Origin of the sequence: Rhizobium sp. SG2393 (assembly GCF_042610495.1) — a bacterium.
GTDB lineage: Bacteria > Pseudomonadota > Alphaproteobacteria > Rhizobiales > Rhizobiaceae > RU20A.
Genome location: NZ_JBHGAP010000004.1, coordinates 1 through 15,313 on the forward strand (window position 1 = coordinate 1; position 15,313 = coordinate 15,313).

The window sequence follows — 15,313 nt, forward strand, 5'->3', positions numbered from 1 at the left end:
TGAGAATTCAATCAAGGCCAAATCACGTCATTCTGAATCGACGAGAACTTCCCTCTCGCTATCCAGCGAAAAGGCATTCTCATTTCAAAAGACGTAACCTAACCGTAATCAATCCAGAACCCCGTAAGGTTCCGCAGACCACGCCGGCCACGTCTCTCTTTCTCTCTATCCTAACTTGTCAAAAAACAGACGGAACAAACCGTCAAGTCCAGGCAAAACCAAACCGTCGCCCCAATCATCTCAGGGCCAATCATGTCAGGTTTTCCGTGAAACCTTAGAAACGAAGAAGTCCGTCGCTAGCAGCGCCGCCGCCCTCGTTCTGTGAAGCGGTTTCTACTCACACCCACCCAACCTGTCAACGAAAACATCTCAGAAAAATGACAGAAAATCACAACACATTGTAAGAAAACAAAAAAATCAGGATTTGTCCAAACGGTAAACAAAAGGAAGGGCGAAAACAGCGCCGAAATAGAGGGAAATGGAGGATGCCGTCCCGTCACAGCACCCAGAGCGCCGTCTTTTCTTGTCTGCCGCGTTGCGGCTGCGATATGGCTTTCTCACACCAAGGAGGCGGAAGGTCATTCCCATGTTGTATCTCGACGAAACCAGGACACGCGAGGCACTCGCCTATCGGCCGCTGATCGATGCGCTGGCCCGGATGTTTGCCGGCGGCTGCGTCATGCCCGTGCGGCATCACCATGGTGTCGCGGTTCCAGGAGAAGAGGAAGCGACGCTGCTTCTGATGCCGGCCTGGGTGCCCGGCGCCTATATGGGACTGAAGATGGTCTCTGTCTTTCCGGGGAACGGAAAGCGCGGGCTGCCGGCGGTCGCAGGAACCTATCTCCTGTCGGACGGACGGACCGGGGAATTGCTGGCGATCCTCGACGGGGGAGAACTGACAGCACGCCGGACGGCCGCAGCTTCGGCGCTGGCCGGCCGCTATCTCGTCCGGCCGGGGGCGATGACCATGGTCATGGTCGGCGCGGGTCGCCTCGCGGCGCATCTCGTCGCCGCCCATGCGAGCGAGCACGCGATCACGGACGTCTCGATCTGGGCACGCGATCCCCGCAAGGCTGAGGAGACGGCGCGGACCATCGAGCTGCCCGGGGTGCGGGTCCATGTGGCGCGCGACCTGGAAGCGGCGGTGCGCGAGGCGGACATCGTCAGTGCGGCCACTCTTTCGACGGCGCCCCTCATCCAGGGTGCGTGGCTGAAGCCGGGGGCGCATGTCGATCTGGTCGGCGCCTTCAAGCGGGACATGCGGGAGACGGATGATGCCGCGGTGGCCGCCAGCACGATCTTCGTCGATACGCGCGAGGGGGTGTTGGGCGAAGGAGGCGACATTCTGCAGGCGATCACCAGCGGGGCGATCGATCGCTCGGCCATTGCTGCCGATCTGGCCGATCTTGTGACGACGCGGCATGCAGGACGCCGCGATGATGCGGAGATCACGCTGTTCAAATCCGTGGGTGCAGCGCTGGAGGATCTGGCCGCCGCCATCCTGGCCTATGAGACCGCGAAGGGCTGACGGACGCCAGACAATGTCCATGCAGAGCCATGCCGCCCCTTCCCTGCCCGACTTGCCCGTCAGCGCCGTTCTGGATGCCGTCTCGTCCGCACTCGGCGAACGGGGGCGCGCCGTGCTTTCCGCGCCGCCCGGGGCCGGCAAGACCACGCTGGTGCCGCTTCATCTCCTGCGGTGTGACTGGCTCGGGGATGGCAAGATCATCCTGCTCGAGCCGCGACGACTGGCGGCGCGGGCGGCTGCGGGTCGAATGGCAGCCCTTCTCGGCGAAACGGTCGGCGAAACGGTCGGCTATCGCATGCGGCTGGATACGCGGGTGTCCGCCCGCACGCGCATCGAGGTGGTGACCGAGGGCGTCTTTGCCCGGATGATCCTCTCCGATCCGGAGCTACAGGGCATCGGCGCCGTCATCTTCGACGAGTTTCACGAGCGGTCTCTCGACGGGGATTTCGGGCTGGCGCTCGCACTCGACGTTCAGGGCGCCTTGCGGGAGGACCTGCGCATTCTTGTGATGTCGGCGACGCTCGACGTGGAGCGGGTCTCGGCGCTGCTCGGGCAGCCGCCGGTGATCGAAAGCCAGGGACGAAGCTATCCCATCGATATCCGCTATCAGGACCGAAGCGGACTGGAACGCGTCGAGGACGCAGTGACGAAGGCGATCCTGGATGCGCTGGCGGAAGAAACCGGCTCCATCCTTGCCTTTCTGCCGGGACGGGCGGAAATCGAACGCGTGGCCGAGCGGCTGACCGGGAAGACGCGTCCTCATGAGCATGTGGTGCCGCTTTACGGCAATCTTGACATGAAGGCACAGGACGCGGCCATCCGGCCGACGGCCACGGGCACGCGCAAGGTCGTGCTGGCGACATCGATTGCGGAGACGTCGATTACCATCGACGGTGTGCGCATCGTCATTGATTCCGGCCTGCAGCGCCTGCCGGTCCATGAGCCATCGACCGGCATCACCCGGCTGGAGACCGTGAAAGTGTCGCGCGCCTCTGCCGATCAGCGGGCGGGCCGTGCCGGGCGAACGGAGCCGGGCGTTGCCATCCGCCTCTGGCATGCCGGCCAGACCGCGGCCCTGCCCGCCCATACGCCACCCGAAATCCAGGCGAGCGATCTTTCTACGCTTGCGATGGACCTGGCGGCCTGGGGCGTTACGGATCCGGGACAGCTCTCGTTCATCGATCTTCCGCCATCGGCCGCCTGGAGCGAGGCGCAGGCCTTGCTGCGGTCGCTGGGCGCGCTCGACACGGAGATGATGCTGACTGCGAAAGGCCGCCGGATGCAGGAGCTGTCGCTGCCGCCGCGGCTGGCCGCCATGGTTCTGGCGGCGCCCGCTCCCGCACTGGAAGAGGCCTGTCTGCTGGCGACCGTCATCGGCGAACAGGGGCTTGGCGGCACCAGCCTCGATCTCGACGACCGGCTTCAACGGGCGCGGCGCGATGGCGGAGATCGCGCCGAGAAGGCACGCGGGCTGGCACGGCGCATGGCCGGCGACATTCGTGCGACATCCGGACTGGGGCGCGAAAGCGGACCGCCGGTTGGAGCCGGTGCGCTTCTTCTTCATGCGTTTCCCGATCGCATCGCTCTGCAGCGGGGCGGACGGGGCCGCTTCGTGATGGCAAACGGTCGCGGCGCGGAGATCGATGCGACAGAACGGCTCTCCGGGGCGGAGATGCTCGTCATTGCCGACCTGACCGGACGGGCCGGGCGGCAGCGCATTCTGTCGGCGGCCGAAGTGTCGCGCAGTCTCGTGGAAACGGATCTCGCATCAGCAATCACGACCGATGACGTCGTGGATTTCGACATGGCGAGCCGCAGCGTGCGTGGGCGTCGTCAGCGGCGGCTCGGGGCCATCGTGCTCGATGAGGCGCCCCTGCCACGACCGAAGGGGACGGCGGCGGCTGCAGCGCTGGTCTCGGGCGTGCGCCAGATCGGCCTTGCCGCCCTGCCCTTTTCGCGCGAGGTCGGGCAGTTGCGCGACCGGATCGCCTTTCTTCATCGCGCCCAGCCGGAACTGTGGCCGGATGTATCGGATGCCGCCCTGCTGGACGGGCTGGAACAGTGGCTCGCGCCGTTCCTGCACGACATGACGAGCCTCGGCGATATTGGCGCCGGCACGCTTCGCCAGGCCCTTGTCTCGCTTCTGCCGCACGGGGCGGAGCGCGAACTGGAGCGGCAGGCGCCGACGCATTTCGAAGCGCCGACGGGGCAGAGGCATCCGATCCGCTATGACGGGGAAGAGCCGGTGCTGGCCATTCGCGTGCAGGAACTCTTCGGCCTCACCCGTCATCCCGTCATCGCGGGACGCATTCCGCTGCTGCTCGAACTGCTTTCGCCGGGCCAGCGTCCCATCCAGCTGACCCGCGATCTTCCGGGCTTCTGGGCCGGCTCCTGGAAGGATGTGCGCTCGGAGATGCGGGGCCGCTATCCGAAACATCCTTGGCCTGAGGATCCCGCACAGGCCGCACCAACGCACAGGGCGAAGCCGCGGGGGACGTGAAGACAACGCTCAAGGTGGTGCGACAGCGCGTCCCTTTACGGCCTTTGCGAAATCGCCCATGTCGATATCTTGATCTTTGGCAGTCGGCCGGCATCGGCACGAATGCTCCAGGGCGATACGGAGAGGTTCGGCATGGCGATTTTCCAGACCGGCGGCGGGGCAAGCCGGCACCGCGCGCTGCGCCTTCAGACGCTGATCCGTCTGCGCTGGCTGGCGGTTGCCGGCCAGAGCATCGCGGTTGTCTTCGTGCATGTTTGGCTCGGCTTTCCCCTGCCGCTCAGCGCCGCGGCCCTGCTGATCGGGGCGCTGGTGTGGCTCAACCTGTTCCTCACCTTCCGCTTTCCGTCCGCCCATCGCCTGAAGCCGGGGACGGCCTTTGCCCTGCTCCTCACCGACCTCGCGCAGGTGACGGCGCTGCTCTTCATGACGGGCGGGCTGGCAAATCCCTTTGCCGCGCTGGTCTGCGTGCCCGTCATCATTTCGTCCGCGCTGCAGCCCAAGCCGCACAGTATCGCACTGGCGGTGATCGCCATCATCGGCGTGACGGCGCTCGCCTTCTCGCCCTACCCCCTGCCCTGGTATCCGGGCACTGAGCTGAAGATCCCGCCGGTATTGACGGCGGGTTCCTGGCTTGCCGTGGTCTGCACCACCGGATTTGCGGCCTTCTACACCTACCGCGTCTCGGTGGAGGCAAGCCAGCTGGCGGATGCGCTGGCGGCGACGGAACTGATCCTCGAGCGAGAGAAGCATCTCTCGCAGCTCGACGGGCTGGCGGCGGCAGCGGCGCACGAACTCGGCACGCCGCTCGGCACGATTAGCGTCGTGGCGCGCGAGATGGAGCGCGAACTCGGCGCCGATCCGCGCTACGGCGAAGATGTGCACCTGCTGCGCAGCCAGAGCGAACGCTGCCGCGATATCCTGCGCCGGCTGACGACACTCTCTTCGGAGAGCGAGGACCATATGCGCATCCTGCCGCTTTCCTCGCTGATCGAAGAGGTTCTGGCGCCGCACCGGGAATTCGGGATCGATATCGAGGTTGTCGAACGTGGCGATCGCGCCAACGAGCCGATCGGGCTTCGCAATGCGGGGATTCTCTATGGCCTGGGCAATCTCATAGAGAATGCCGTCGACTACGCCGAATCGGCGGTGACCGTGACGGTGGAGCATGATCGGGAGATGGTGCGAATCACCATCGAGGACGACGGACCCGGCTTTGCGCCCGACATCCTGATCCGCATCGGTGACCCCTACGTAACGAAGCGTCAGAAGGAAGAAAGCGCCGGTGGCCTCGGGCTCGGTCTTTTCATTGCCAAGACGCTGCTGGAGCGATCCGGTGCGCGGCTGGCGTTCGAGAACAAGGCCATGGGTACAGGCGGCGCGCTCGTGCGTGTTCGTTGGCCGCGCGACCTGATGGATGCCGGGCGCGCGCGGCAATCGTGAGGCGGAACATCCCGGCCGGTGCGTCGGTTGCGCAGGGTGACATGCAGGACTAGAATTTTTCGAGCAAGATCAAGAAAGGCCCGCTGCAGCGCAGTGGAAGTCAGCCATGAACGACATTTCCGACACGACCATCCCGACAGGCATACCAGCGGGCGACGACCCGATCGGCGAGGACCGCTCGCTGCTGATCGTTGATGATGACGGTCCGTTCCTCAGGCGTCTTGCCCGTGCCATGGAAACACGCGGCTTCGTGGTCGAGGCCGCGGAATCCGTCAGCGAGGGCATTGCCCGGGCGAAGAACAACCCGCCGCGTCACGCGGTGGTAGACCTGCGGCTTGGCGATGGCAGCGGGCTTGACGTCATCGAAGCCATCCGGGCACGGCGCGATGACACGCGCATCATCATGCTGACCGGCTACGGCAACATCGCTACGGCCGTGAATGCCGTGAAGCTCGGCGCCATCGACTATCTCGCCAAGCCCGCGGACGCCGACGACGTCTACAATGCGCTGCTGCAAAGAACGGGCGAGCGGCCCGAACTGCCGGAAAACCCGATGTCGGCCGACCGCGTGCGGTGGGAGCACATCCAGCGGGTCTATGAAATGTGCGATCGCAACGTCTCGGAAACGGCGCGGCGGCTCAACATGCACCGGCGCACGCTGCAGCGCATCCTCGCCAAGCGGGCCCCCAAGTAAGAGGCGGGGCGGTCAGTCCTTGATCTGGCTGTCCCGATCACCCGACAGGATCGAGGCGAGAGCTGCCCGGTCGTGGTCCGAACGTCCGGCCGCCCACTCCGCCAGCATCAGGCGCTGGGCCGCAACGCGGGCAAACATGGAGATGACCTTCTTGCGGGTCGCGGGTGGCAAGCGGTGTTCGGGCGCGTCGCGCAGCATGTGTGCCTCGTAGCCATCCGAAAGGAAAAGGCCGCAGTCTTCCGGGAAGATCTCGGTGGGAACGCCGGCATGGGTTGCGAAGAACAGCCGGTCGCAATGCAGCCGGTAATCCGGCCATTTGCGATCGGTGCGGAAATCCTCGACTGACGTCTTGATCTCGACAATCCAGATCTCGCCCTTCGCCGACATGGTGATGAGGTCGGCGCGACGACCCGTCGGCAGCGTCAGTTCCGGCAGCAGCGCGTGACGCGATTCGGAGAGCAGACGCTGCACGCCGCGACGCACCATGAGCGCACGCTCGGACTGGCGGCCGTCGTTAAGGGGATTGTCGCTGTGGAAATTAAGGATGGTCACGGCTTTCCCTTGTTGGCCTGGCACAGGGCGCGCAAAAGCTTGCCATCGGTTTGCGGCAACGACCTGAACACTGCAAGGAACGAGGCGCTTGTTGCAAAAAAGCAAGCCCTCATATTTTTGCAGCCCCGGCGATGATCGCGCGCCCCGCAACTTCTTGCGTTCAGGTGGTTAATCGAAAATAAACCATAATCGTCGAAGGTCGGGGCACTCCCGGACAGACTTCATCCTTCTTTAAGAGACTCCCATGCGCTTCCGCAATGCACTGCTCCTGTGCGGCCTGGCGGCCAGCATCTCCCTCGCCGGCTGCTCGACCTCTTCCAATTCGTCTGCTTCCGTGAACGACGGCCAGAAGATCGCGACCAACCAGATTTTCACCAGCAATTATGGCGCTGTTGAGGATCATGGTTACGCCCTTCCGGCGATCCCGATCAGCAAGGTCAACGAGAAGTTCCACCGCCAGATCGTCGATTATGCGACGAGCGAGCGTCCCGGCACGATCATCGTCAACACGCCGAATCGTTTCCTCTACTACGTGCTGCCCGGCGGCAAGGCCGTGCGCTATGGCATCGGCGTCGGCAAGCAGGGCTTTGCCTGGGAAGGTGAGGCCTACATCGCCTGGAAGCAGGAATGGCCGACCTGGCACCCGCCGAAGGAAATGGCAGAGCGCAAGCCCGAAGTCGCCAAGTATGTGGAGAAGGGCATGGAGCCCGGCATCCGCAACCCGCTCGGTGCGCGCGCCATGTATCTCTTCAACGCCGAAGGCAAGGACACGCTGTTCCGCCTGCACGGTACGCCGGAATGGGCTTCCATCGGCACCGCCGCCTCGTCCGGCTGCATCCGCCTGATGAACCAGGATATCATCGACCTCTATTCGCGCGTCCGCCCGGGCCGCAACGCCAAGGTCATTGTCCAGCAGTAAGCTGATTGCATCGCCGACAATCAAAGGCCGCCGGAACCTCTTCCGACGGCCTTTTTATTTGGACATGGCAGGAAAGGCCGGACACGGATCGCGCCGGCCTTTTGCGTGTCAGATCAAGCGGCGTCCCTGGCCTTGCGCTCCAGGCGGCGACGATGCAGGACCGGCTCGGTGTAGCCGTTCGGCTGCTCGCGGCCCTTCAGCACGAGTTCGAGCGCGGCCTCAAAGGCGACCGAGTCTTCGAAATGACCCGCCATGGGGCGGTAGGCGGGGTCGCCGGCATTCTGGCCATCGACGACAGCGGCCATGCGCTTCATGGTCTCGACGATCTGTGCTTCCGTGACGATGCCGTGGTGCAGCCAGTTGGCCATGTGCTGGGCGGAGATGCGCAGCGTGGCGCGGTCTTCCATCAGGCCGACATTGTTGATGTCGGGAACCTTGGAGCAGCCGACCCCCTGATCGATCCAGCGCACGACATAGCCGAGGATGCCCTGGGCATTGTTGTCGAGTTCGCGCTGGACTTCCTCCGGCGTCCAGTTCGGCCGCTCGGCGACCGGGACGGAGAGGATGTCGGCGAGTTTGGCGCGCGGGCGCTTCTTCAGATCCGCCTGGACGGCGGCGACGTTGATCGTGTGGTAGTGCGTGGCATGCAGCGTGGCGGCGGTCGGGGAGGGAACCCAGGCCGTGTTGGCACCCGCCTTGGGGTGGGCCACCTTCTGCTCCAGCATCGCCGCCATCAGGTCGGGCATGGCCCACATGCCCTTGCCGATCTGGGCATGGCCGGACAGGCCGCATTCGAGGCCGATATCGACATTCCAGTTTTCATAGGCCGCGATCCAGGCCGCCTGCTTCATGTCGCCCTTGCGAATCATCGGACCGGCTTCCATCGAGGTGTGGATCTCGTCGCCGGTGCGGTCGAGGAAGCCGGTGTTGATGAAGACGACGCGCGCGCGGGCTTGGCGAATGCATTCCTTGAGGTTGACCGTCGTGCGGCGCTCCTCGTCCATGATGCCCATCTTGATGGTGTTTTCGGCCATGCCGAGGGCCTGCTCTACGCGGGTGAAGATCTCGCAGGCGAAGGCGACCTCCTCCGGACCATGCATCTTCGGCTTGACGACATACATGGAGCCGGCACGCGAGTTCATCCGCCGGCCGTTCGGGCCGATGTCGTGCAGGGCGATCAACGCCGTCACCATGGCGTCCATGATGCCTTCCGGGACATCCTTGCCCGCGGCATCCTGAATGGCCGGATTGGTCATGAGATGTCCGACATTGCGCACCAGCATCAGCGAGCGGCCCGGCAGGGTGACATCCCTGCCATCGGGGCCGGTGAGCGTCGGATCGCCGCTGAGCCTGCGGGTGAAGGTCTTTCCGTTCTTCGTGACCTCTTCCGTCAGGTCGCCCTTCATGAGGCCGAGCCAGTTGCGGTAGACGACGACCTTGTCCTCGGCATCGACGGCGGCGACGGAATCCTCGCAGTCCATGATGGCGGTGATCGCCGATTCCAGCCCGACATCGGCGATGCCGGCCGGATCATCCTTGCCGATCAGGCTGTCGGGATCGATGAAGACGAGCGTGTGCAGGCCATTGGTGCGGAAATAGAGGCGGTAGGCGGTGTCGCTTTCGCGCTTGAAGCCGACATATTGCGCGGGATCGGCAAGGCCGGTGCGGCCGGCGGCGGTATCGATGAAGAGCGCGCCATTCTCGAATTCGAAGCCCGTCGCATCGGCCCATTTGCCGCCGGCGAGCGGCAGGCTCCTGTCGAGGAAGGACTTTGCCCAGCCGACGACGCGGGCGCCGCGGGCGGTGTCGTATCCCTTCCCGGCCGGCAGATCGCCCAGCGCATCCGTGCCGTAGAGCGCATCGTAGAGCGAGCCCCAGCGGGCGTTGGCGGCATTCAGCGCATAGCGCGCATTCATGACGGGAACGACAAGCTGCGGACCGGCGATCGTGGCGATCTCGGCATCGACATTGCCGGTGGAGACGGTGAAATCAGGACCTTCCGGCAGCAGGTAGCCGATCTCCCGCAGGAAGGCCTCATAGGCCTTGAGGTCGTTCGGCGCGCCATTGTCGCGGTGCCAGGCGTCGATCCTGGCCTGCAGCGCATCGCGCCGGGCCAGGAGATCGCGGTTCTTCGGCGCGAGATCCGCGACAAGACGGCCAAAGGCTTCGAAATAGGCTTCGGGATCGACCCCCGTGCCCGGCAGCGCCTCCGAGACGAGGAAATCATGCAGCGCCGCGTCGAAACGCAGACCGTGTTTTTCGATGGTTGCCATGGCGAACTCCCGAGCCAGAATGATGTGGCGCGGAGTGTGTCATGGATCGATGACCAGTCAACCGTGCGAAAATGCGAAAAATTATCTCCGCAATGGAAACAATCAGTCGCGGGCGGCCCGGGGCCGCCCACTGGCGGTCGCGATGAAGCGGGCCTCGACCAGTTTCGGGCGACCTTCGATTTCGGGCGCGTCGATCTCTTCGAGAATATGCACCACCGGTTCCTCGGCGCCGTTGGCGATCGCGGCGGCGAGCGCCTTATGCTCCGCCAGCACGCGCGCGATGTCAAAGGCCTCATCCTGGCGGCTGGCAACCCGGCTTTCGCCGCCGCCATTGATGACGAAGATCCCTTCTTCCGGCGCGGTCACGAAGACGGTGACGGAGACGCGCACCTGTCCGACAACCGCCCCGACGGCATTGGCAACGTCGGCTTCCGGAGGGATCGCCGATTCGGCGCCGAGTTCGGCGGCAATGGCGGGGTAGTAGACGGGGGCGGAGGCCCCAAGGCCAATCAGCGGGCGATCGAGCGCGATCGAGAAGCGCACGATGCCGGGCGTGCGGGCGAGCGCGCGTTCGATGGCCGGGGACTGCGCGGGATCGACGCCGGAGACGCCGTCCTCGCCAAGACAGGAGGCGAGAATGACCTCGCAGGACTGGCGCGTCAGGCGCGCCGCGACGGCGCGGGCCAGTTCCTCCTCGCCTGCCGCGATCGGCTGGCCGCGACCATCCCTGATCCGGGCGAGAAGGCGGGCGCCAAGGCGGGCGGCATCGGCATCCCACTGGTCCTGACGTCCGAGCACATGCATGGCGTCGGATGGCGTGAAGCCAGCGATATGGACGAGACCCCGCGCCACGAGGCGATCGAGCGTCGCCCTTTGCGGCATGGTGGTCAGGAGTTCATCAAGCGGCAGCGGTGCGGTCCCGACCCGCGCATAGAGCCCCTGCTCCTGCGCGTTCAGCCCGGCCGCGACACTGTCCGGCAGACCAGTGCGCACGGCGAAGCGGCCGTCATGACGGCCGGGGAAGGTGGCCCTGATCTGTCGGTCGAGCACCTCGACCACCCCGCCGCCATGCTGGTGCGCCAGAAGACTGAGCGGCAGAAGCCGGCGCGGGCCGAGATCGATCCGCGCCGCAAGGCCACGGGCATCGATTCGCACTTCCGAATCACCGCCGAGCCCGAAGGTGCGCATGGCGACCGCTTCGACCATGGTGCGGAAGCCGCCGACAATCGCGCCCTCGGCATCGAGCCGCGGCAGACCGGCGTCGAGAACGGCGACATCGGTGGTGGTTCCGCCGATGTCGGAGACCACGGCATTGTCGAGGCCGGTGAGGTAGCGTGCCCCGACAAGGCTTGCGGCAGGGCCCGACAGGATCGTCTCGATGGGCCTCAGCCGCGCTTCGGCCGCCGCCATCAGCGCACCGTCGCCGCGCACCACCATCATCGGCGCGACGATGCCGCGGGCGGCCATGAAACCCTCGCAGGCCGCAATCAGCCGGTCGATCATCGAAACGAGACGGGCATTCAGCAGTGTCGTCAGCGCCCGGCGCGGCCCCCCGAGCTTCGAGGAGAGTTCATGACTGCAGGTAACCGGGCGGTGCGAGACCTCCCGGATACGCGCGCGCACCCTCTGCTCGTGAGCGGGATTTCGAACGGCGAAGTAGCCGGCAACCGCGAAGGAGGAGACGGTTTCCGCCAGAGCGGGCAGGGCGGCGTCAAGGGCGGCCATGTCGAGCGGTGTTTCGTGTCCATGCACATTGTGACCGCCGGCGATGAAGAGCACGGGATCGCTACCGAGCGCATCGGACAGACCGTCGCGCGCGAGATCTTCCGGGCCGAAGCCGATCATGATCAGGCCGGCACGCCCGCCCTGGCCTTCGACAAGCGCATTGGTGGCGAGCGTGGTGGAGAGCGACACGAGGCCGATGGCAGAGGGCGCGACCTGGGTGCTGGCCAGCACCGCATCCACCGCACCGGCAATGCCGACGGCGAGATCATGGCGTGTGGTCAGCGCCTTGGCCTTGGCGATCACGCCGCGCGTTTCGCTGAAGAGCACGGCATCGGTATAGGTGCCGCCGGTATCGATGCCGAGAAGAAGCTGTTCGGTCACGTCTCAGTCCACTGGAGCGCCGGCCGCTTTGGAGCCGGGAACGCGAAGATCGGTCCGGCTTTCTGCCGGTCACCGCCGGTGATATGACAGGACCCGAGGAAATGCCATGGCCGGCTGCGGCGTTCGCGTGTCGATTTTCAAGGAGAAGCCCATGCCCCGTCATCATCTTGGCTGGATCGCGGTCGCCGCATGCCTGCTGGCCCCCACAGTCTTCGCGCAGGAAAGCGACGAGGAAGAATACAAGGTTCAGCTGCCGGATGTCTCGATCTACAAGGCGATGCTGGATGCCAACAAGACGACAGGCTGGGTGCAGTTCCGGAATTTCTCCGGCAAGCAACTCGTCTATTTTACTCCATTGCAGACGATGCATTGCAGGCTGTCGGAAATCCGCTACTCGATCAACTCCGATGCGCTGGACAAACGATTTCCGCTCGGGAAATGCAATCCGCACATTCCTTTCTCCATTCCGGAAACCGATACGGTCGATTACGTCTACACCTCTTTTCCGGCGGGCAGCGTGGAGACGATTGCGGTGCAGGCGGTCTGGGATGACGGTGCTGGCAGCGAGATCGTGATCTACAAGCCCTGCGAGGGCGTGGGCGAGGCGACCTGCGCGCAGATCAAGACGATCAAGAAGCCGAAGCGGCCGACGGCCGAACCCGGTGCCGCCGCCTCTCCGGTCGATGCCGTGAATGGCGGCACCGGTGGCCGTGTCACGGCCGGGCCGTCACCTGCAGGAACAGGCCGCCCCTAGGCTGCGTCGTCAGCCGCTGCACCGGCCAGGCTTCCGTTTTCGGCGAGAGATCGAAGCGGAAGCGGTGCATGAGCACGGCAAGCGCGATGACGGCCTCCTGCAAGGCGAAGGTGGCGCCGATGCAGATGCGCGGGCCCGCGCCGAAGGGCAGGTACTGGAAGCGGTGAATGCGCTCGCGGTTCTCCGGCAGGAAGCGCTCGGGACGAAAGACGCGGGGCTCATCCCACAAAAGCGCGTGCCGGTGCAGTGTCCAGGGCATGATCAGCACGTTGACGCCCGCATCGATCTCCACAACCTCGCCATCGGGCGAGACCCAGCGATCGGCGGCAATGGCGGCGCGATTGATCGATGGTGCCGGCGGGTAGAGCCGCAGGGCCTCCTCGAAGGCGGCCCGCGTAATGGGCATGCGCTCCAGCCAGGTGACCGGGGCAGCGCTTTCGGCGAGCACGCCGTCGATCTCGGCCTCCATGCGGTCGCGATAGGCGGGCGTGTTGGCAAGGCAGTAGAGTGTCCAGGCAAGGGCCCGCGCGGTGGTTTCGTGACCCGCGCCGATGAAGGTCAGGATATTGTCGGCGATCTCCTCGCGGGACAGGCCCTGCGGCCCCTCCTGCTGCATCAGGAAGGTCAGGAAATCCTGCGGCGCGCCGGCCGGATCATCGCGCAGGCGCCTGCGGCGCATCTCCATCGTGTCCTCGACGATCCCCTGGAAGCGCTTCATGACGCGCTTACCGCCGATGCGGGTGAAACGCGGCACCCAGGCGGGTGCCAGGAGCACATCCATGGGATCGACGCGCCCCATGCGGTGCAGCAGTTCCTCGATCGCGTCTGCAAAGCCGTCTGTCTCGGTGGCAATTTCGCCCGAAAAGAGGGTTTCGGAGAGGATTTCATAGGTGAGAACCGTCATGTCCTCGGCGATATTGACCTCGAGCGGCCCGCGTTTGGCGTCTTCGTAGCGCGCCAGAAAGTTCTCGCTGCGCTCCAGCATCTGGTCGGCGAAGCCATGGGCGTGGCGCGGCGCGAAGATCGGCGCCATGGCCTTGCGCGATCGCTTCCAGACCTCGCCTTCCGCCGTCAGCAGGCCATCACGAAGGATGGGCCGGAGGATCAGCCGGCGGACGGCCGACATTTCGTAATTGGCGACGTTTTCGACCAGAATGTAGCGGATCAGGCCGGGATCGTTCACGATGATCGTGCGCTGGGTGACGAAGCGGGTGTGGATCCAGGGCAGGGTGTAGGAGGCTTCACCCCACAGTTCCAGGGGGTTTCGCCAGACCGTGCGCAGGATCTCGATGGACGACGGCGGAACGGTGCGCGGAACGGGTGCGGGCGGCTCGAAGGAAAGGCCGGCGGCGTTCGGTGCGGTGCTGGTCATTGCCATGCTGTTCAAGGGCGCTTCTCTTTCCTGCCTTTGGCGCCCTGTCTGACCGGGTCTCAGAGGAGCGCGCGAAGCTCCCGGATGCGGTCATTGACGAGCCAGCCGTAATAATTCTCTTCCGGCCATGCCGGGCTTGCAGCACCGCGATTGCGCGCGGCAAGCGCTGCGGCGCGCTGGTCAGGATTGCCGATATTGTAGAGCGTCGCCGTGATCCCGGGATTGCCGGAAATGTCCATGTGCGCAATGCGTCTGTACGCATCAATGGAACGCCGGATCGACGCCGCCATGTAGGCCAGCGAAATATCGGGATCCATGATCGCGTTGTAGACGTCGGCTGCGTCGTTCTCATCAAGGCGCGGATAGCCGGAGACACGCGCCACATCGTCGGTCATCATCAGAGCGGTCAGCGGATTGATCTGGCCCAGTCCGAAGGTTTGACCAGCAAAGAACGGCTGAAAGAAGACAGCGCTGAACCGGTTGTCCGGGAAGGACTTGCCGCCCACCACGCGACCGCGGAACGTCGTCTCCCAGATACGTTCGCGGCAGCTCCAGAGGAGATAGGAGCCTTTCGCACGGTCGCAATCGGCAAACTGCGGACGATCGACGAATTCGTCGATCTTCTCGCCGTCATAGTCGAAGCGGAAGCTGTCGCCGGCATAGGCGGCCGCCTTCACGTAGTAGGACTGAAGGCGGTCATAGGCATCCACATTGTAGGTGTGCTCGCCCACGATGGCGCCGATGATGTGGATCGGGTCGATGCCGTAGGCACTGGCCGTGGACTTGATCTTCGACATCAGCCGCTTGTCGTTGGCAAGGAGGTCGTGGACCTTGTCGTACTTCGCATCGAAGGTCGTGCGGCCGGCCTTGGTTCGGCGCGTCGAAGCACCGGGAATGGCTGGCTGCTCCACATTGCGGTTTCCATCCGGAACCTTCAGCACACCTTCGGCGGCAGCGCCAAAGGGCAGGAGGCAGACGACAGCGACGGCAATGGCAGCCTTGATGCGATGAAACATGATCTTCCCGTGACCAGTCTGGATGTCTGATGCATCCCCGCACCTCGCCGCGTTTTCGAGCGCGATGCAATCATGCGGCGGGAGGTAGAGCCAAATTCCGGCAAAGTCGAGGAAGGCCCCGTTAAGAATTCCGTGACCGGCGGCGTTTTGGCCGCCGCC

Annotated in this window: 11 protein-coding genes; 6 read left to right on the forward strand and 5 right to left on the reverse strand. The window is 64.8% G+C overall.

The features are described from left to right. The first annotated feature begins 586 nt into the window (after nt 1-586). The 4 genes from ACED18_RS11835 (at nt 587) to ACED18_RS11850 (ending at nt 6,162) form a co-directional block, all read left to right on the forward strand. Nucleotides 587-1,528, forward strand: a complete 942-nt coding sequence (locus ACED18_RS11835; RefSeq protein WP_377292379.1) for an ornithine cyclodeaminase family protein — start codon at nt 587-589, stop codon at nt 1,526-1,528. A 13-nt stretch (nt 1,529-1,541) separates the two neighbouring features. Further along, nucleotides 1,542-4,028 carry an ATP-dependent helicase HrpB gene (gene hrpB, locus ACED18_RS11840; protein ID WP_377292381.1) on the forward strand — a complete coding sequence of 829 codons (2,487 nt, stop codon included), beginning with the start codon at nt 1,542-1,544 and terminating at the stop codon, nt 4,026-4,028. Between the two features lie 132 nt (nt 4,029-4,160). Continuing rightward, a complete protein-coding gene (locus ACED18_RS11845; RefSeq protein WP_377292383.1) occupies nt 4,161-5,468 on the forward strand; it encodes an ActS/PrrB/RegB family redox-sensitive histidine kinase in 1,308 nt (435 codons plus the stop codon). Between the two features lie 106 nt (nt 5,469-5,574). Further along, nucleotides 5,575-6,162, forward strand: coding sequence for an ActR/PrrA/RegA family redox response regulator transcription factor (locus ACED18_RS11850; RefSeq protein WP_377292385.1), 588 nt, complete (start codon nt 5,575-5,577; stop codon nt 6,160-6,162). Nucleotides 6,163-6,174: 12 nt separating this feature from the next. Here the strand turns inward: ACED18_RS11850 and ACED18_RS11855 are convergent, their stop codons facing one another. Next, nucleotides 6,175-6,714 carry an MmcB family DNA repair protein gene (locus tag ACED18_RS11855; RefSeq protein ID WP_377292387.1) on the reverse strand — a complete coding sequence of 180 codons (540 nt, stop codon included), beginning with the start codon at nt 6,712-6,714 and terminating at the stop codon, nt 6,175-6,177. Between the two features lie 244 nt (nt 6,715-6,958). Between ACED18_RS11855 and ACED18_RS11860 the strand changes: the two genes are divergently transcribed. Next, nucleotides 6,959-7,633 (forward strand): L,D-transpeptidase, encoded by a 675-nt coding sequence (locus tag ACED18_RS11860; protein WP_377292389.1) that lies wholly within the window; start codon nt 6,959-6,961, stop codon nt 7,631-7,633. Between the two features lie 113 nt (nt 7,634-7,746). On the opposite strand, the gene ACED18_RS11865 is transcribed toward ACED18_RS11860, so the two are convergent. Then, nucleotides 7,747-9,906: a malate synthase G gene (locus tag ACED18_RS11865; protein ID WP_377292391.1), complete on the reverse strand. Its 2,160-nt coding sequence runs from the start codon at nt 9,904-9,906 to the stop codon at nt 7,747-7,749. 102 nt (nt 9,907-10,008) lie between these two features. Next, nucleotides 10,009-12,012 carry a hydantoinase/oxoprolinase N-terminal domain-containing protein gene (locus ACED18_RS11870; RefSeq protein ID WP_377292393.1) on the reverse strand — a complete coding sequence of 668 codons (2,004 nt, stop codon included), beginning with the start codon at nt 12,010-12,012 and terminating at the stop codon, nt 10,009-10,011. Nucleotides 12,013-12,163: 151 nt separating this feature from the next. Between ACED18_RS11870 and ACED18_RS11875 the strand changes: the two genes are divergently transcribed. Next, a complete protein-coding gene (locus ACED18_RS11875) occupies nt 12,164-12,766 on the forward strand; it encodes a hypothetical protein (RefSeq protein ID WP_377292395.1) in 603 nt (200 codons plus the stop codon). Here the strand turns inward: ACED18_RS11875 and ACED18_RS11880 are convergent. Both ACED18_RS11880 and ACED18_RS11885 read right to left on the reverse strand, forming a co-directional pair. Further along, nucleotides 12,726-14,144, reverse strand: coding sequence for a cytochrome P450 (locus ACED18_RS11880; RefSeq protein WP_377292700.1), 1,419 nt, complete (start codon nt 14,142-14,144; stop codon nt 12,726-12,728). The two genes, ACED18_RS11875 and ACED18_RS11880, sit on opposite strands and share 41 nt — an antisense overlap. Before the next feature lie 53 nt (nt 14,145-14,197). Further along, complete coding sequence (locus tag ACED18_RS11885; protein WP_377292397.1) at nt 14,198-15,154, reverse strand: DUF1402 family protein; 957 nt, start codon at nt 15,152-15,154, stop codon at nt 14,198-14,200. Nucleotides 15,155-15,313 lie beyond the last annotated feature (159 nt).